General features: G+C 36.9%; 14 protein-coding genes and 1 pseudogene. 13 read left to right on the top strand and 2 right to left on the bottom strand.

From position 1 onward, the window contains the following. Window positions 1-91: 91 nt before the first annotated feature. From AB7942_RS18390 to AB7942_RS18360, 7 genes are all read left to right on the top strand, one after another. Window positions 92-1300, top strand: coding sequence for an iron-containing alcohol dehydrogenase (locus tag AB7942_RS18390; RefSeq protein WP_369448003.1), 1209 nt, complete (start codon window positions 92-94; stop codon window positions 1298-1300). A 177-nt stretch (window positions 1301-1477) separates the two neighbouring features. Continuing rightward, window positions 1478-3382, top strand: coding sequence for an alkyl/aryl-sulfatase (locus AB7942_RS18385; protein ID WP_369448002.1), 1905 nt, complete (start codon window positions 1478-1480; stop codon window positions 3380-3382). A 159-nt stretch (window positions 3383-3541) separates the two neighbouring features. Continuing rightward, on the top strand, window positions 3542-4813 hold the full coding sequence (locus tag AB7942_RS18380; RefSeq protein WP_369448001.1) for an MFS transporter: 1272 nt from the start codon (window positions 3542-3544) through the stop codon (window positions 4811-4813). 100 nt (window positions 4814-4913) lie between these two features. After that, complete coding sequence (locus tag AB7942_RS18375) at window positions 4914-5624, top strand: hypothetical protein (RefSeq protein WP_369448000.1); 711 nt, start codon at window positions 4914-4916, stop codon at window positions 5622-5624. Between the two features lie 18 nt (window positions 5625-5642). After that, entirely contained in the window at window positions 5643-6197 is a 555-nt protein-coding gene (locus tag AB7942_RS18370) for a polyhydroxyalkanoate biosynthesis repressor PhaR (protein WP_369447999.1), read from the top strand. Window positions 6198-6220: 23 nt separating this feature from the next. Then, window positions 6221-7294, top strand: coding sequence for an alpha/beta fold hydrolase (locus AB7942_RS18365; RefSeq protein WP_369447998.1), 1074 nt, complete (start codon window positions 6221-6223; stop codon window positions 7292-7294). Between the two features lie 168 nt (window positions 7295-7462). Further along, the gene (locus AB7942_RS18360; protein WP_369447997.1) at window positions 7463-7858 is read left to right on the top strand and encodes a YidH family protein; all 396 of its coding nucleotides are present in this window, start codon (window positions 7463-7465) and stop codon (window positions 7856-7858) included. An 85-nt stretch (window positions 7859-7943) separates the two neighbouring features. Here AB7942_RS18360 and AB7942_RS18355 read toward each other — a convergent pair whose 3' ends face one another. Beyond that, window positions 7944-9167, bottom strand: a complete 1224-nt coding sequence (locus AB7942_RS18355) for a transcriptional regulator (protein WP_369447996.1) — start codon at window positions 9165-9167, stop codon at window positions 7944-7946. Window positions 9168-9610: 443 nt separating this feature from the next. Here AB7942_RS18355 and AB7942_RS18350 point away from each other — a divergent pair, with 443 nt between their 5' ends. From AB7942_RS18350 to AB7942_RS18330, 5 genes and pseudogenes are all read left to right on the top strand, one after another. Next, complete coding sequence (locus AB7942_RS18350) at window positions 9611-13753, top strand: S8 family serine peptidase (RefSeq protein WP_369447995.1); 4143 nt, start codon at window positions 9611-9613, stop codon at window positions 13751-13753. Between the two features lie 152 nt (window positions 13754-13905). Continuing rightward, window positions 13906-14283: pseudogene (locus AB7942_RS18345) on the top strand (MFS transporter); the annotation flags it as partial. A 222-nt stretch (window positions 14284-14505) separates the two neighbouring features. Then, window positions 14506-15333, top strand: coding sequence for an electron transfer flavoprotein subunit beta/FixA family protein (locus AB7942_RS18340; protein WP_369447994.1), 828 nt, complete (start codon window positions 14506-14508; stop codon window positions 15331-15333). Further along, window positions 15334-16368 (top strand): electron transfer flavoprotein subunit alpha/FixB family protein, encoded by a 1035-nt coding sequence (locus tag AB7942_RS18335; protein WP_369447993.1) that lies wholly within the window; start codon window positions 15334-15336, stop codon window positions 16366-16368. Between the two features lie 407 nt (window positions 16369-16775). Then, a complete protein-coding gene (locus AB7942_RS18330; protein WP_369447992.1) occupies window positions 16776-17480 on the top strand; it encodes a DUF421 domain-containing protein in 705 nt (234 codons plus the stop codon). 166 nt (window positions 17481-17646) lie between these two features. Here AB7942_RS18330 and AB7942_RS18325 read toward each other — a convergent pair whose 3' ends face one another. Beyond that, window positions 17647-18246 (bottom strand): TetR/AcrR family transcriptional regulator, encoded by a 600-nt coding sequence (locus tag AB7942_RS18325; protein WP_369447991.1) that lies wholly within the window; start codon window positions 18244-18246, stop codon window positions 17647-17649. 277 nt (window positions 18247-18523) lie between these two features. Here AB7942_RS18325 and AB7942_RS18320 point away from each other — a divergent pair. Further along, on the top strand, window positions 18524-19962 hold a 1439-nt coding region (locus AB7942_RS18320), incomplete at its 3' end, for a DHA2 family efflux MFS transporter permease subunit (protein ID WP_369447990.1).

Genomic DNA, 19962 nt, shown 5'->3' with positions numbered 1-19962 from the left:
CCCGGACCGCCCGCGAACCGCACGCGCCTGGAGTGGAAGTCAACAGGCAACTTTTTACCTAGCCTATACAAAAATAATAAAGGGTGATTCTATGTCGACATCATTTTTTCAATTTTCTGTTCGAACAGTTGTAAATAGCGGGGCGGGATCAAGAACTTTGCTTCCTGAAATGATTAAAGGGCTTGGCGGTAAACGAGCAGTACTTTTCACGGATAAAGGGTTAACCCAGGCCGGAATTACAGCTCAAATTAAAGAATTGTTTGAAATCATGCCGGGTACACCGCAGCTCGTTGGGGTGTTTGAAGATATTGAACAGGACGCAAAAGGCGAAATTATTAATCGCGGGGCTCGTTTCTTTAAAGAGTGCAATGGTGATTCATTAATCGCACTTGGCGGCGGCAGCGTTTTAGATACGGTAAAAGGGATCAAGTGGATGCTCCATAAAGGTTTGGATGATATACGTGATTCCCTTCTTACCGGAAATGTGATGGAGTGGTGGCCGGAAGCCCAATATATTTTTATTCCGCATGTAGCTATTGCGACAACAGCGGGAACAGGTGCTGAAGTATCACCGGTAGCCGTAATCCTTAATGAAAAGCTTGGAATAAAAACAAATCTTCTTCATCCATTTATCAATGCAGATATGGCTATTCTGGATCCGGATTTAACGGTAGGGCTTCCTCCTAAAATCACTGCTTTTACAGGATTTGATGCATTAACTCATGCAGTGGAGGCTTATTTTTCACAAAAGGCCAATCCGATGACAGACGCCTATGCAATTCAATCGATTCGTATGATTGTAGACAATTTAGAGACTGCGGTTCGAAAAGGGGACGATCTTTCAGCAAGAGCGAATATGCTAATGGCAAGTTCGATGGCTATTTCTGCTTTTTGCCTTGCGATGAATGCGGTTCCAGTCCATAACATGGCACATGCGTTAGGGGCAAAATTTCATATCCCGCACGGGCTAGCTAACGCTGTATTGTTGCCTAATGTAATGGAGTCCTTGCCAATGTACTATTTGCCAAGAATTACGGGGTTTGCCCAAGCGTTGGGTATCGCAAATCCATCAGAACAACCTGAAAAATGTTTAGAGGAAGTTATCCAATATATAAGAGATCTCCGCAAAGCAGTGAATTTGCCAGACACTTTTGGTGAATTTGAATGCAACGAAGATGCACTTCAACAGTTGGTACCGGCTGTTCATAATGACCCTGCCGGTGTTTTCTTCAAGATACCAGAACCTATTATTACAAAAGTGATAAACGAAGTGTTCGAGGTAAATGCTTTAAAGGCTTAACCTCGATCACAAGATGTAAAGCGCTAATTTTACATTTCGAAATCTGGCAATCTAGTTATATGGAAAACACTTGAAAACCTCCTCTTAATGTTTGGTCGGAGACCTGACATTATTGCCAGGAGGTCAAAAGTGTTTTCCTTTTTTAAAATTTTAAAATAATAATCCTTGGAGGTTTGTATGATAAGTAAAGTTTCAACTCAACCTATGTCCGCTACTTCTTTTACAAAAAAGGCAAATTTAGCAGTGTACGAATCTTTAAATTTTGATGATCGACAGGATTTCGAAGATGCTAACCGAGGATTTATTGCACCTTTAGAATCTACCATTATTAAAGATGATTCTGGGGAAGTCGTCTGGGACATCGATAAGTTAGAATATCTAAACGACACTGCTCCTGACACAGTGAACCCAAGTTTATGGAGAAATGCACAATTACAGGCTATCTCGGGTTTGTTTGAAGTAGTAGAAGGTGTTTATCAAATTCGTGGACAATCAATCGCCACCACTTTCTTTTTTGAAGGTAAACAAGGAGTCATTGTCTGTGATGCATTAGGAAGTAATGAATCTGCTAAAGCCGCAATGGAATTATATTATAAGCATCGACCAAGAAAGCCAGTTTCAGCCATCATTATAAGTCAAAGTCATGCGGACCATTTTGGCGGTATTCAAGCAGTTCTAAAATATGCAGAGAATCCGGATATTCCAATTATAGTTCCCCAATATTTTACAGAAGAAGCGTTAAGTGAAAATGTGCTTTTAGGTACAATCATGGCGCGCCGAGCAGAGTATCAGTTTGGTAAAAATTTACCAGACGGCAGGAAGGGCTCCGTATCTATAGGTATTGGTAATACGATGAGTTCAGGGACGATGAGTTTTGAGAAACCTACTGTTGAAATAGTAAACGAAATCCAAACGATGGAAATCGATGGGGTAACCTTTCAATTTTTATTAACTCCAAACACAGAAGCACCAGCTGAAATGCATTTTTATATCCAAGAGTACAAAGCATTATTCGTATCAGAGAACGCCAATAAATTGATGCATCAAATTTATACGGTAAGAGGGGCAAAAACGCGGGATGCCCTTCATTGGGCTAATTCACTCGATAAAACCATCGATTTATTTGAAAATGTAGAGATTGATGCATTGCTCATGATCCATGCATGGCCTGTTTGGGGTAAAAATCAGGCATTAAACCATTTGAAATTGCAACGGGATTTATATAAATATATGCACGATCAGACAGTGCGTTTAGCCAATCACGGATATACTATGGATGAAATTGCTGAGACAATCAAGCTTCCAAAAGCATTAGATACTTATTGGGGGAATCGTGGGTATTATGGTACGTTAAAGCATAATTCAAAGGGCGTATACAATTTTTACTTAGGTTATTATAGTGCTCATCCTTCAGATTTAGATCCATTACCACAAGTGGAAGCTGGTCTTAAATATGTAGAATACATGGGTGGAACGGCTAATATTTTGAAACAAGCAAAAGCTGACTTTGAAAATGGTGAGTATCGCTGGGTAGCTCAAGTATTAAAAAATGTTGTAATGGCCGACCCAGAAAATTCGGAAGCAAAAAATTTATTAGCAGATGCATTCGAACAATTAGGATACCAAGCTGAATCAGCCAATTGGCGTAATATTTATCTTGTTGGTGCATCCGAACTAAGAAATGGAATTAATAAAGATAATTCCCCATTAGACGTTTCTGGAATCATTAAAAATATGCCAGTAGATGAATTCTTAAAGCTGATCGCTGTTAAACTAAACGGTCCAAAAGCAGATTGTAAAAAAATTACGCTGAATGTTACGCTATCAAATTCCAATCAAGAATACGCTGTTTATTTAGAAAATTCTGTTTTGTATTATAAAGCAGATAAGTTAGACGCTAATCCAGATGTTTCCTTAACTCTTGATCAATTCACATTATATGGAATTGGACTTGGTCTTCTCTCACCAGAACAAGCACTAGCAGCAGGTAAATTAATGATTTCTGGTGACCAAACGAAACTGAATGAATTTTTATCACTCTTAGATGAGTTCAATCGTTTTCTCAATATCGTAACGCCTTAAATATCAATGGAAAATAATGTATGATTCTATTTTTCACAATATGCACCTGCTCAATCTGCTCGCTATTAAGGCGGGCAAAGCAGGTGTTTTTTCACCTTAGGTATGATTGCTAGTTTTATCGAAAAAAATGAAAAAATTCGATGAGAGGCAGGAGTTGGAATGAAAAGATGGACGAAATGGATTATTTTACTTGCCATTTTTATTATGTCTATTATTAATTTTGCTGATAAATCAGTTACAGGTTTAGCCGGAATTCATATTATGAGGGATTTGAATCTAACCTCCACTCAATTTGGCATTGTTGGCAGCAGTTTTTTTTGGTTGTTTTCAATAGTTGGAATAATAGGTGCTTCTATATCAGACCGTTTTGGAACTGGAAAATTACTGGCTATAATGGCGATTATTTGGACAATTGCGCAATCTATGTTGTTGTTTGTATCAAGTCTACCGCTGCTTATATTTAGTAGAGTATTGCTGGGTGCAGGAGAAGGTGCTTTTTCTGCAACCGCAGTCAGCCATATTAGTAAATGGTTTAAACCGGAATCACGTGGACTTGCCATATCAATCATAAATTTTGGTAATGTTGTGGGTATCGCTGTTACAGCCCCGATTGTGGTTTTTCTAATCTCAAGTTATGGGTGGAAACAAGCATTTTTTATTTTTGGTATTTTTAGCTTTGTTTGGTTAATTTGTTGGCTTTGGCTGGGACGTCTGAAACCACCTGTTTCTTTTGAAGAAGAAGCAAGTAAACAGGAAAACAATCTAAAGATAAATAGGAAAGATATCTGGAAAGCTTTACAATCTCCTATTTTTATTTTTACAACCCTATCTTCATTTATTGCTTATTCTTTAATTGTATTTGGACTCACCTTTAATCCTTCATACCTAATGAAAGTAAAGGGATTTTCTGAGCAACAGTCTGCCATAATTATTGCCATTTCCGGATTAATAGGAGCGATTCTTGGAATGGTACTAGCGATTATTTCAGATCGCTTATACAAAAAAACTAAAAGTTTGTGGAAGTCTCGAATTCTATTTACTGCTATTTGTGTGATTCTAGCAGGGATTTTGTACTCAATGTATCCCCTTGTAAATGGATCGGGTTCAATCATCATCATTCTTTCTTTAGTAAATACATTAGTAGTTACAGTAAACACACTTAATCCTACAGTAGTCATTAGTTTACTCCCACAGCGGAGAGGAGTTATGACAGGTACTTATTACGGAGTAATGTCTTCATCAGGTATATTTGCTCCAATTATTTTTGGAAAACTCATTCAAGCTTCTGGTACAAATCCAGCAGGTGGTTTTAGCACTGCCATTTATGGTATGGCAGTTGCTATGGTGATGGCAGCTATATTATTATTCCTTTTCGGAAGACACAAACAACCAGTCTCAACAGAGAATGATAAAAAGCTAGTGAACCTCTAATGGCAACTTTGATTTGTGATTATTTCACTGGACTAATTAATAACCTAGATTTCAAACTAAACCAAAATCTTCAAGAAATTTTAAAAGGATGTGAGTAAAATTGGCTGCAAAAAAAGATAATTTAAAAGAATCATTGAAAGAAACAATAACGCGAAAGAAAAAACAAGAAGTTGACAAAACGGTAGAAACTGTAGAAGAAGCATTACTAGTGGAAAAACAGGACGAAAAAATCAATGTCGATGGCGAAAATGAAGCATCGCTTTCTAGCCTAGACCTGCTCTGGAGATATGCATTTGATGAATTAGATGAATGGGAAAAGTGTGCTGATCATCGCGACGAAGTCTTCTTAAAAGAGGTGAGACGATGCTCTGAAAGTGTACAACGGAATCAGGGAAATATAAAAGCGATAGCAGAGCAATTTACAAAGGAATTTACTGAATGGGAAAAGACTGCACGAGATGAATTTTTAATGTCAACCACCACCTTGCAGCATTTCTTTCCAATTCGTTCTTATGAGGAAATTAATGCGCAAATTGATCAGATTGAAAAGAGAGTATTGTCTCTCTTAAGTACTCCGTGTCAAACCATTGCAAATTGCCAGGCGATTGAGAAATACCAAGAAATGATGGATCATTATATTGAGCTTAGGAAAAAAGGAAGATTGCAATATATCAAAACTGTTAAAAAAGCTGGAAATCCGCTCTATGAATATCAAAAAGGATTTGTTAATCAGTTTGCAACACAATTCAAAGAACTTATCTTCCCGCTAAATAAATATATGGAAAAAACGGAAGAACCTACAAAGTCTTAATATAAGGAGAACAACAACATGTCAAACGAAAAAATCTTTGATTCATCTTTTGGATTCAACCAATTAAGTGAAATGTGGGACAAACAATTAAATGGCCTATTATATAACCTGACAGACAACAAAGAATTTGTTCGCACAGCAAGTTCAGGCCTTAACACCTATTCATTTTACCTAGAGCGACTTAGAAAGAGCCAAGAGCAAATTGCGACACTAATGAATATCCCGACAAAGAAAGATGTCGCTAATGCCGCAAAGCTATCTATTCAGACAGAAGAAAAAATTGATATTTTAGAAGAACAAATTTGGAAATTACAAGACAGTGTAAGCTCCATTTCTAAAGAAAATGTAGGAATGTTCGAAGAGATATTAAATATTGTCATGCAAATGAAGAATGAATTCCAAAAGATGTCCCAAGAGATGGCGAAAGCCAAAAAAATGAATGATGACCTTCAGGAATTGCGGAAAGAAATAGAGAGAGGTCTTATTGAAATAGAGCGGGAAAAGCAGAAAAAAGAACCGGGAAAAAAGCAAGATAAAGATCTAGTGCTCACCGGTATTAAGAAAATTAAATAACTTCGAGGAGAGCAGTGATAATAATGAAAGCATTAGGAACAAACCTTTTTCCAATCTTAAACTTAGAAAAAGAAACGAAACGGTGGAACCAGCTTTATAAAATTGTGACCGAGCCAAAGCCAGATATTGTACCTACACCGAGACAGAGTGTCTGGAAGAAAAATAAAGCAACTTTATGGTATCATCCTGCAAAGGAAATAAGACATGCCATCCCCGTATTTCTAGTCTACTCCCTGTTAAATAAGGCGTACATTCTTGACATCGGGGAAGGAAGCAGCGTTGTAGGCGGACTTACCGAGCGCGGCTATGATGTCTACCTATTGGACTGGGGTTCCCCTGGGCTTGAAGATTCTGATATCACCCTTGATAATTATATCATTGATTATTTGGAGAACGGCCTTAAACGAGCTTTAAGACATTCAGGTGAAAAGGAAATATCCCTTGCCGGTTATTGCCTAGGTGGAACCATTGCAGCCATTCTGGCTTCCATAACCGAACTGCCCATTAAGAATTTATCACTTGCAGCCGTACCAATCGATTTTAGTATCGGCGTCTTTCCTGATAAATTGTTGGAAGGACTACAAAAAGGGCAGCTAAGTCTTGACCGTTTTGCCGATGCACATGGGACCATTCCATCAGAAATTATGTATTTGATATTTAGGATGGTATCACCGGGTTTTGCAAGTTCTAAAATCAATCTGGTCACCCGTGCACATGATGAGAAATATGTAGAAAAGTGGCGCCGAATGGATAAGTGGACGAAGGACTCTGCTTCGTTTGCAGGTGCTGCATTCAAACAGATGTTTAACGATCTCTATCAAGAGAACAAACTCTTGAAGGGAGAATTGGTGATTGGCGGCAGGAAGGTGGATTTAAAGAATATAAACTGCCCGCTTTTTGTCTTCTCTTGCTCACGTGACACAATTATATTAGAGAAGCAAAGTCTTCCGTTGATGAACCTTGTTTCAAGTAAGGATAAAACTTATGAGGTGTTTGAAGGTGGACATGTTTCACTGGTCTTGACCGGGGTATTCGCTGAAGTTTGGGATAAGTGGCTTTCGGCTCGATCACAGGAAATTAAAGAAGTACTTGTATAATTTTTAATTTACAAGCATAAAAGATAAGCGGAAAGGATATATATCCTTCCCGCTTATCTTTTATAGGCAGCAAAGTTGAAAAGCCAAGAAGTAACGACAGGAGAAATTGGCCCATTGTTGATAAAAAAGGTTTTTCAATATAAGTTTATGAAGGGGAATTAATAATTAATGAAAGCTTTTTATAGAATAGAAGAGTCATCAGGAGATAGTGTAAAGTATGCACAGCAGCATTTGGCTAATGAAAGAACCTTTCTAGCCTGGATTAGGACGGCGATATCCATTACAGGAGTAGGCTTTTTAACGACTTCATTGCATTTTACTAGTAAAATTAGCTCTAATACATTTATCAATACCTTAGTAATCATTCTCGGAATTTTTGCTTGTGTTATTTGTTTTATTATTTGCGTATTTTCTACTTTTCAATACACAAAGAAGAGAAAGGAAATCCAAGAGGGTATCTTCATACCTTCTAACCATTCTATTATTTTTGTTTCAATTTTATTATCGTTGTTAGTTTTTATGATTTTTATGTACCTCTCTTTCTTATTATTGATGAAATCTTAATAGAATTGTAATATGAAAAAGCATACTTATTCCAAAGAGAATGAATAAGTCCAGGCATGTCACTGTAGTATGTGACATGCCTTTACTATTTAACATTTATCAATAAATTGGCCATTTTTAATGCTTTACCAGTTTTTTTCTGTTCAAGATAATAATTAAACAATTCTTTTTTTGAACGTTTAATTAAATAAACAAAGCCAAATTTTTTGAAAAATGGTAATGAATGTTCGGACAAGTATTGATGGTATTCCTGTTCTTTATCTTGAATTAAAAAACTAAGTAAGGTAAATAAGTTTATATATAATTGTTCATTTTTCTTAAGAGCTGTTTCTAGTCCTTCATTTGCGAGTTGTAATAATTCATCCCTTGGAAGTAAACTCCCATAAAATGCACTGTTTATATACCCTTCTAAAGAAAGTAAGTATGGGCTTGATTCATTATCTTTAAGACTCATTGACTCTTTATAGTATTTATTAGCTGGTTCATAATTTTTTCTTCTAAAGTGTTCAAAAGCTAAGTTGTGTAATACCTTTGCTTTTCGAGCAGGTGAATGACAGAGGTCACAGCTTTTGATCAAGCTTTCAAACCTCTGAATAGTTTCTTTAAAATCTCCATCATCTTTTACTTGAATGGCCATCAGCATTTCTGCATCAATCACTCTAAGATAGTTATTAATTTCTTTAAAAAATTGACGCGATTTATCTGCGAAAAAATAAGCCATAACGGGAGATTCAATGGAATGATACGCGACTGCTAAATGATAGGTATATTCCTTGTTATCGTAATCTGCCTCATTAATTGATTTTAATGCTTGAATTGCTTTCAGATTTTCATGTTTAGCTAAATAATAAACGCCTAAAACATGTTTAAACAAACTAGCTTCGTAGGATGATAATTTATGTTCTTTCTTTTGGATTTCAACGATGATATCCAATGCTTCCTCGGTCAAATTATGCATTAGTAAATACCTAACCCGCAGTAATTTATAAAGATTAATATAATCAGAGATTTGGATTAAATCTTCTTGCTCAAGTTCATGATTAGTAAGGTCCATTTCTTCAAATAATTGCATGACAATCACATCATGCCAATGATTTAATCGCTTTTTTATATTTTTAAGTTTTATTATTTCATTTTCGATATTAATTTCTAGTCGCTCGGATAGAAGAGTGACAATTTCAGGTGCATATTCAGTATGTAAACGTTCAATTTTACTAATATGTGTTCCAGAACAAATCCCTTTTCCTAATTGCTCTTGAGTCATTTGGTATTTTTCCCGATAAAACTTAATGATTTTCCCCTCATACATATTGAAATTCTCCTTTTAGAAAAATTATATTTTGATAGTTTTGAGAATAGGAAAACCAAAATTCCCCCAAGTACAAAAATGATTTTTTCTATATAATATAAAAAATGTCATTTTCTAGTAATATATCTTGATAAATAATCGTCAATTCTTCAAAGTTTTACAATTTTCTACAAGGTATTCTTCAAATCGTATAGTCGAATTAGGACAACTCGTAGAACGATTCCCCCAATTTACCGACACTAAAAGCTCAAGTACAATAGGAATTAATAGAGTTATCTAATTATTCACACTCTTATTTTACACTATCTTTCTTTGGGGAGGAAAGCGATGCTCATAGGAATATGTAACCGTTTTATTAGGGAGAACCTGCCAGATTGTTATTTTTAAAAAGTAAAAGGGTTAAAATTTGCAGCTGAAATCAAAAATATAAGGAGCGTTAATTTATGAAACTGCGAAAGAAACAATTTCTAAATGTTATGGTATCAGGTGTAATAGCATCAAGCCTTCTAACATCTTATTTAATGCCTCAGCAAAAAACCTATGCTATATCAAATTCTGCAGAATCGATTTTAAAAGGACTAACTGAAGAACAACGACAGTCTATAAAACGATTAACCCCACAAGAAGGATTCATCATTGATCCAAGTTTGTTGTCACTTAAAGATAAAACCGCAAATGTCATTGTTGAGTTCAAAACAGCTCCGGTCGAAAATGCCCAGCAGTCAAAATCAAAAGGTATATCTAAAAATAAAGCAGAAAAGATAAAAGGGGAACAAGAACATTTTAAACAACGATTAACTGAAATTTTTAAGAAGAAAGAGGAGTTAAACCAAAATAAAAAAGAAAAGTCAATTAAATATCAAATTAAACAAACTTACCAGAATGTATTTAATGGAATGGCTATGACGATTCCTACAAATGAAATTAATACCTTGCTTGAGACTGGTGTAGTTAAAAGGATTTGGAAAGACAATGTCGTTAGGTTACCAATAAATGAATCGACTACTACTCAAGAACCAACACCTGGAAAAGTAATTCCACCAGCGCTTCCTCATATAGGAGTTGATCGTTTACATAATGAGGGCTTAAAAGGACAAGGAATAAAAGTTGGGGTAATTGATACAGGGATTGACTATAATCACCCTGATTTAAAAGATGTTTATAAAGGCGGATATGATTTTGTCGATAATGACTCCGATCCAATGGAAACAACTAGAGCGAAATGGCTTGCATCTGGTCAACCTGAAACGATAGATGGTAGTTCATACTATACAGAACACGGAACTCATGTTGCTGGAACAATCGCATCTAACCCTAAAAATGATGTTGAATATGCAATGACAGGTGTAGCTCCGAATGTTGACTTGTATGCATATCGAGTATTAGGAGAATATGGATCAGGATATGATTCATCGGTTATCGCAGGAATAGAAAGAGCTGTAGAAGATGGAATGGATGTTATTAATCTATCATTAGGTAATGGTAATAATCATTCCCTAGACGCTACATCTGTAGCAATCAACAATGCAGCATTAAAAGGGGTCATACCAGTAATAGCCGGAGGAAATGCAGGGCCAAATCCTGGTACGTTAGGTTCACCAGGTGCTTCTCCACTAGCAATCACTGTTGGCGCTAGTGATGTGCCGACTGATATTCCAACCGTTAAAGCAAGTTTAGCAGATATTTCAGTTCAAAATACTTTAATGGGGCATGGCCTTGGTATGGATTATCTGAAGTTAATGGATAAAGAGTATGATGTTGTTGAAGTAGGAATTGGTACAGAAGAGGATTATACTGACAAGGAGATTAATGGAAAAGTGGCATTAATTTCTCGTGGCACGATCTCATTTGATGAAAAAATCCGACGAGCTCATGATAAAGGTGCTGTAGCTGTATTGATTTACAATAATGTGGATGGAGAAATTCCATTTTTCTTGGGTGAAAATCATGGCTATGTCCCAACATTTAAAATGTTACAGGCCGACGGAGTAAAACTTTCAGAAAAATTAAAAGCAGATCCTACAGCTAAACTTAAATTAACAGACTTACAGTCAAATATGTCTACAGGTGATGTGTTAGCTGATTTTAGCTCACGTGGTCCAGTTAGTAATAACTTTGATATTAAGCCAGATGTAGTAGCACCTGGAGTTTCTACATTCTCTACTGTCCCAGAATATATTAATAGTCCAGAAGATGGTGTCGATTATTCTAGTGGTTATGCGAGTTTAAGTGGAACATCCATGGCAACACCACATGTTGCTGGAGTTGCAGCCCTATTATTACAATCCCATCCAGATTATACAGTTGCAGATGTAAAAGCTGCGCTTATGAATACGGCTGATCCTTTAAAAGGTCGTATGTACAATGTGAATGAAGTTGGAGCAGGACGCGTAGACGCTTATGAGGCAGTCCACAATACCACGATATTTGAAGTACAAAATAAGACGACTACCTTAGATGAAAATGGATTAAAAATTGAAATCGATGACATTTCAGGATCTCTACCTTTTGGTAGTATTGCACAATCAAGTGAAACTCAAAATAGGACAACCTCGATTTCTATTAAGAATTTAAGTAGTGAACTAGAAACATATCATACAAGGGTAGAATTTTTAACAATCGATGGTGTCTCAAGAGAAGCTGGTAAGAATGGTGTGACGCTTCAATTACCATCGACGATTGAAGTGAATGGAAATGAGAGTAAAAATATTAATGCAGAAATATCAATTCCAGCTAATGCAGAATTTGGTATATATGAGGGATATATTTATATTGAAAATGAATCGAAAACTGCAGAATATCAAATTCCTTTCCATGTTCGTTATTCTAAACCTGGATTCGAAAAACTAGAATTTTTTAAACATGCAATTACGAATGACCTTAGTAACTATCATCCATACATCGAGCCGTTTACACCAGTCAGTTTCAAGTTAAATAGTCATATGAAAACGATTGATGTAGTGGTTAGCGATCTAAATGGAAAACCAATTGGGTTTTATGGCACATTTAATTTAGAAAATGCTGCAGTTGATACGGAGTACTTAATATTTTTCGGGTTTTCTGGTGAGGTAAAATATTTTACCGGTGATCCGAATAAACCGTTATCACTTGAATATGAACCACTTAAAGAAGGTAAATACATTGTTTCTTATATTGGTACAGGGGTGGATGGTAAAACATATAAAATCGATAATGACATGGTGATCGATAATACCGCTCCAACCCTGGAATTTGATAAGAAAACAGGAATCAAAGAGCTCACCAGTTCAGATTTAACAACTGAAAATTATGACGGACAAGATTATACAGCATATTGGGTACATGGAAAATTATATGATGATACGATTGACTATTTAAAAAGTAGAGGGCATGACATCACTCAACAGGCAAATACCGTGTACGCCTATCAAGATTCTTATTGGCCAACAGCTGAATTTTTCCCAAATGCAAATGGTGAATTTAAATTTGGTGTCCTACCAGAAGAATATGCAAACTATCCAACAAATGTAGCTATCTATACTTATGATTACGCTACAGCAGGAAATCCGACTTTCCCAGACTTTACTTTTATAAATAAAGGAGATAAATATTCCTTAATTAAAAACAATACAAAAGGTGTAAGTCTTGGATCAGAGTTTGTAAATACATTTACTGTTCAAAACGCGAAAGATTTAACAAGTGCTTCTGTAACAATCGATGTCCCTAATTTCTATAAAGTTGTAGACGTTAATCCATCAAAACAGCTAGTGGATCTTGCAAAGAAAAATAATTGGACTATTAATGTCGCAAAGCCACAAATTACAGAAAACACGTGGTCTAATCTTTCAGCATTTGCTGTAGATATTTCAGACAAAAAGACAAAATTACCAGTTTCCATTAATGATGATATTGATTTATTGGATATCACATTAAAAGTAGTCGATGACCATAATTACATGGTAGAAAGTGGATTCTATTATCAAGAATCTTCATATCAAACAAGCTCAGGTAGTAAGTCTTCTTTACCAACATTTGCTGAAAGGTTTAAATTCATTTCCCAGCACTCATGGTTCGAAGGTTACTATCATGGTGAAGCAGTTAATTTAGATAATTATGATTTAGATTATTCAAAGATTGGAACAAAAGCTTATCTAGTTGATAATAAAGGTAAAAAGTACCTTGCTGATATTTCAGAAAATGGTTATATGACAATAACGGATATTCCTGCAACGAAGGATGAATATACATTAATTGTCGATATTCCTGGGCATTTCCAATACAGCAAAAAAATAACTTTAAGCAGGACGATCGATGGAGTAGTCCAAGGTATTTTCTATAATGTCTATACGGATACGGCTGCTGCTGGAGATGTCAACGGAGATCATGTAATCGATATTTATGATGCAAAGCTAGTTGCAAACAATGCTGGAATTACAGGGGATAGATTGAAAGAAGATCTTAATAAAGATGGAGTCGTTGACATTATAGACTTTAACTTCGTCGAAAAGAACTTCATGTCCATCAATCCATACTTCCCAACGTCCAATAAACCAGTTGAAAAAACTAAGAATCTAACATTAGAAGAATTGAAAAAAAGTTTTAATTAAAAAAGAGGGTGCCTTTTTATCAAAGGCATCCTTTTAAGATTGTATTCATATTTAGTCCCATATCATCGTTTCCGCAACCTTTACAATGTATTCCAATTTTTAGGTATGCAAAGGTTTCTCCTTTTTATATAGAAGTGAAGCTTATATAGGCCTTGATGATGGCTATACAGACCGCTGTTTTGAATCAACTGCCACAAGGGTTAAATGCACACGGAACAGCCATAAGCAATACCATTCGGCAGGTTGCTGGTGCCGTCGGTACTTCGCTTCTTGTTACCGTTATGTCGGACCGAACAAAATCACATCTGCAGGATATGATTCCTAATGCAGCTGCTAAAGGCTTGACTCAAGGGAAGCTTATAAAGGAAGCGAGTATACAGGGGATTAATGACGCATACCTGGTCATTATTGGGATTGGCATCATCGGATTACTTCTATCCTTCTTTATCAAGAAGGTAAAACAAGCTTCCGAATCAGAATCTAAAGCGAGTTTGGAAAAGGTAACAATAAAAAATCTACGAACAAACTAAATGGTTTATGATCCATAAACAACTTCTAGAGTTTAGGCCAGAGCTGTCATTGTGGCAGCTTTTTCTAATTTTTACATAGATATTTATCAGAAAATTCGAATGTAAGGACATCTCTTTTAATAAAGTAAATGTAAACGGGCGTAAAAAGGCTTTCAGCCGAAAAGTTTCATATTGAGGAAGTAAAGGAACCATGTTCTTTTTTAAATAAAAGGGAGGGGTAAAATGCTGCATATTGTAGCCTGTATCAAGCAAGTACCTGACACCAAAATTATCAAGATGAATCCAAAGACAAACACGATGGACCGGAGGACGGCGCCTGCGATATTGAACCCGTATGATGCCCATGCTGTTGAAGAGGCGGTTCGTCTAAAGAATAGGTATGGGGGAATCGTATCTGTTGTTACAATGGGGCCGCCTCCAGCGGTTACCGCAATTAAAAAGTGTATTGAAATAGGCGCCGATGAGGGCTATTTAATCACGGATCGCCGGTTTGCGGGTGCGGATACATTGGCAACGAGCTATGCCGTGACAAAGGCGATTGAAAAAATAGGAAAACAACAGCCCGTAGATTTGATCATTTGCGGAAAAATGTCCATTGATGGAGATACCGGGCAAGTCGGACCAGGAATTGCACGAAGGCTCGATATTCCACCGCTGACTTCTGTGAACAAAGTAGTGGAAATTAATCAAGAAGATGGATTTGCCATTGTCCATCGCAAGTTGGAGGATGGATATGAAGTCGTTCGATCCACATTGCCGTGTTTGTTTTCCGTTGAAAAAACTATCAATGAAGTGCCGTATTCTCCGTTTCCAAACATGATAAAAGCTGCCAGGTATAAACCTCATATCTGGTCTGTTGATGACCTGGAAGAGGTTGATGTGAAGCAACTTGGTTTGAAGGGATCTCCAACGATTGTCTCCAAAGTTTGGGCTCCGCAAAAACCGGCAGGGGGAACATTCCTTGAAGGCAACCCAACGTCACAAGTAGAGCAATTGCTCTCAGTCCTTCTTGAAAAGAAAGAACTGTTTGAAACAAAGGAGGGAGTGTAAGTGGATTTCCAAGATTATAAAGGTGTTTGGGTATTCATTGAACAAAAAGATGGAGTTGTTGCTTCCGTATCCCTTGAACTATTGGGTGCCGGCAGAAAGTTGGCAGACAAACGGGGAGTGGAATTGGCCGGTATTCTAATAGGAGAAAATGTTAAACATTTAACGAAGACCGTTTTTGAATACGGAGCAGATACAGTGTATGTATATGATCAACCCATCTTTAAACATTACAGGACCGAGTCCTACATGAAGGCGCTATTGGAATGCACGGAAAAATATAAACCAGAAATTATCCTCTACGGGGCCACCTCAACAGGAAAAGACCTGGCAAGTGCGGTAGCCACCGATATGCCGACAGGTTTAACGGCGGATACGACGGAGCTGGATGTTGAAGAGGAAACAGGGTTACTATTAGCGAGCAGGCCGGCTTTTGGCGGAAATATTATGGCGACCATTTTATGTAAAAAATATCGGCCCCAAATGGCGACAGTACGCGCCAAAGTCATGAAAGCGCTGGCCCCAGAGTCCGGGAGAACAGGCAAGATCATCGAAGAAACAATATCCCTAAAGGAAGAAGATATTCGGACAAAAGTCTTGGATATTGTAAAGGAAACTGTAAAGAAAGTAAGAATCGACGAAGCGGATATCATTGTTGCAGGTGGAAAAGGATTAGGGAGTCACGAGGGGTTTCAGTTAATACACCAATTAGCAGAAACTCTTGGAGGAGCGGTGGGTGCCAGCAGGGATGTGGTGGAAGCAGGTTGGATCGACCACCCTCATCAAGTAGGTCAAACCGGTGTGACGGTAACACCAAAAATTTATTTTGCAATTGGAATTTCCGGTGCGATTCAACATATCGTGGGAATGAAAAATTCCGGTTTAATTATTGCCATTAATAAGGACAAAGATGCCCCTATTTTTCAGACCTGTCATTATGGAATTGTTGGTGATGCCTTTGAGATCGTTCCTATTCTAATCGAACAGTTTAAAAAGGCTTTATCCAGAGAAAAGGTAGGCAATACCAGCGAAGGTTGATGGAATGATGCCGGGGCTAGAAACATAAAACAGAAATTCTCAAAAAGTTCGGAGTCTTAAGTTCCCACAATGAATTATTTGTTACTCTCGATAACTCTATAAAAAAGCCTCATAGTGATTTTTCACCAATGAGGCTTTTTCCTATGTATACCTATAATTGAAGCCTAATGAAATCTGAAATAGATGGATAAATAAATTACCTTATTGGAAAGATAAATTAATTAAAAGGGGATATTTTATGATAAAAACAGCCTTTTGCCATCATTCTCTTTAATTCCATTCTTAAGTGCTGACAAAAAATAATTAACGATATTTGGATGTTTACATTTCTTTTAAGCTGCTGTTTTATACTATAGTTGAGTTCAAATACAAGATGGTTAAACAATATCAGTAAACAGGAGATTTAAATGGAAGATACACTTATACCCATTCTGAGAACAGCTGTCAGCTTTATGCTTTTAATACTTGTTACTCTGGTTATTGGAAAGCATATTAACTCTCATAAAAACCACTATAGCTTTGCCTTATCCATTACGATTGGTTCCTTTATAGCTAACATGGGGTTTGATACGAATTTAAAGTTCAAAGAAATGCTAATTTCATTTCTCGTATTAGTTTTAATGTTTTATTTGTTCATGGTGTTATCTTCTAGGAGTCGAAGTTTTAGAAAATGGTTATCTGGTAGACCTACCCTGCTAATAGAAAAAGGAAAATTACTAGACAATAATATGAAAAAGGTAAAGTTCTCGATTGACGACCTTAATCAGCTTTTAAGGGAAAAGAATATCTTTAATATATTTGAAGTGGAATACGCATTACTAGAAGTGAACGGGGAATTATCCATTCTTAAAAAGATACCGTTTCAAAATGTTATAAAAAAAGATTTAAATTTGCCCAATTCATCAGAGGCGCTGCCAGTTGAACTAATTATGGACGGGAAAATCATCGAAAAGAACGCTACTGGCATCTATAACCGTGAGTGGATTGAAGCTGAATTCAAAAGAAGAAATTTACGAATAGAAGAAATATATTATGCTGTAGTCAATAGCGGTGGTTACCTTTTTGTAGACAAATATGAAGATAAAATAACTTCACCTACAGATGTTGAATAATTTGGAAAGGCTTATTGATAAAAAGGTTTGAAAATAGGAAGGAAACAATTCGGTTTATACGAACAAAAAATCCCCGGAATTTGTCAAAAGGGGATTTTTTATTTGCAAAGGAAAAGCACAGTAGTTAACAACTACCAAAAATGTCCAACTGGTATAGTTGCTTTTTTTATGTTGATTTCCTATTATCCTTACTTAAATGAAAAAGCATATACAACTGCTTAGCAAGAAATTGCGGTGTATAAGGCATGTCCTTACGCAACCAAGCTACGATCGTGCCGATAAGAGCTGAAGAACCATGCCAAATAGCAATATCCCTTTGGATATCGGTAGTAGCGAGCAAGGAGTCTATCTTTGTTCTCTCTGTTATTGATTTTGTTAGGATATTTAATAACCGCTCTGTAAAGATTGGCGTTCGTGTGGAACCAAGAACAACTTTATAGAATTTGGCATTCTCGGCTATATGTTCAAGCAGGTTTATTAGCTTCAACGAATCAATTTCTTCAGTTGAATTCATGTTTGTTGTCGTACGCATCATAATGCACTCAATATCCTCGGCCATTTCCTGCGCCATTTTCTCCAACATGTCTTGTATATCATGATAATGTAGATAAAACGTAACACGGTTGATGGTTGCGCGTTCCGCAATCCGGTTAACCGTTATTTTATTTAATTCCAACTCCTGCAGTAAATCTATTAAAGCGTCTTTTATTAATTGGCGTGTACGAAGTACCCGAGGATCTACTCGCTTCTTTTCATTGTCTTTCATTTCTAATCACCATTCCTATTTATTGGTAATTTACAATAATTTTAGTTCTGTCTATTTTTTTGGGCTTTCTCAACAAAATTGAAATAAATGATAACTAATTTACACTTCTTAAGAAATTGTCTGTTGTCAGAACCAACGGTCTTATTATAATGTAATTTATACAATGTTAATTATTAAACACATTGTAAAAAAAGTCTATATTCAAGTTAGAAAGGATAGGAGAGAATTGAAAAATAATCCTAAAACTGTCACAAATTCGATAAAAAAAGGACCTATTATGTTCATTATGATTTTAGGTGCTTTCATTGCAACCTTAAATCAAACACTCATGAGCGTCGCCACTCCCGAACTAATGGTTGAATTTAAAATCTCAGCTGCAACAGCACAGTGGTTAACGACAGGTTATATGCTCGTAAACGGTGTCTTGATTCCCATTACCGCCTATTTAATGCAGCGGTTTACCACACGTCAGCTTTTTCAAGCTTCCATGTTTATCTTTCTAGCCGGAACCATCGTTTCAGCTATTGCAGCGGGATTTCCTTTATTATTGACCGGACGCATGATTCAGGCGGCTGGTGCAGGAATCATCATGCCGCTGCTTACGAATGTGATTCTGACCATCTTTCCTCCCAACAAACGAGGAGCTGCTATGGGGATGGTCGGGCTTGCGATTATTTTCGCCCCAGCCATTGGGCCTACAATTGCCGGTTATATTATTGAAAACTACAAATGGGAAACGATGTTTTACGGGATGATTCCATTTGCTGTCATTGTTATTGTATTGGGATTCATTTATCTCCGAAATGTATCCAATCCAATCAAGACAAAACTGGATATCCTAAGTGTCGCACTCTCTACCATTGGTTTCGGTGCATTACTTTATGGTTTCAGCCGAGCTGGAAGCCTTGGATGGTCGGACATGGAGGTACTAAGTACGATGGCTGTAGGCATCTTTGCCCTAGTACTCTTTTCATGGAAGCAGATGAAATCGCAAAATCCACTGCTTGACTTGCGTGCATTCAAGTACAATATGTTCTCCTTAACAACAATTATCAATATCGCGGTTACGATGGTGATGTATGCAGATATGATGCTGCTTCCGCTTTACCTTCAGAATATCCGTGGTTACACAGCTATTGAGTCCGGTCTACTCCTTCTTCCAGGTGCGCTAATAATGGGCTTCCTTATGCCAGTTACAGGGAAGTTGTTCGATCGCTTTGGAGCAAAATGGCTAACTGTTATCGGAATGATAATTACCATTCTGACAACGATGGGCTTTACCAACTTGACAGATTCGACAAGCTATACTTTTTTGGTTCTGATGTCAACAGGGCGTCGCATTGGGATGGCCTTGATGATGATGCCTTTACAGACCGCTGGTTTGAATCAATTGCCACAAAAGTTAAGTGCTCACGGAACAGCCATAAGCAATACAATTCGGCAAGTGGCTGGTGCCGTCGGAACTTCACTTCTCGTTACCGTTATGTCAGACCGAACGAAATCACATCTGCAGGATATGGCTCCTAATGCAGCTGCTAAAGGCTTTACCCAAGGGCAGCTTATTAAGGAAGCCACCATCCAGGGTATTAATGACGCCTATCTTGTCATCGTCGGGATCGGCATCATCGGATTACTTCTTTCCTTCTTTATCAAGAAGGTAAAACAAGCTTCCGAATCAGAATCTAAAGCGAGTTTGGAAAAGGTAACAATAAAAAA

Source organism: Neobacillus sp. BF23-41 (assembly GCF_041106275.1).
The sequence above is the reverse complement of the archived record's forward strand: the minus strand, read 5'-3'. Positions and strand labels throughout refer to the sequence as shown.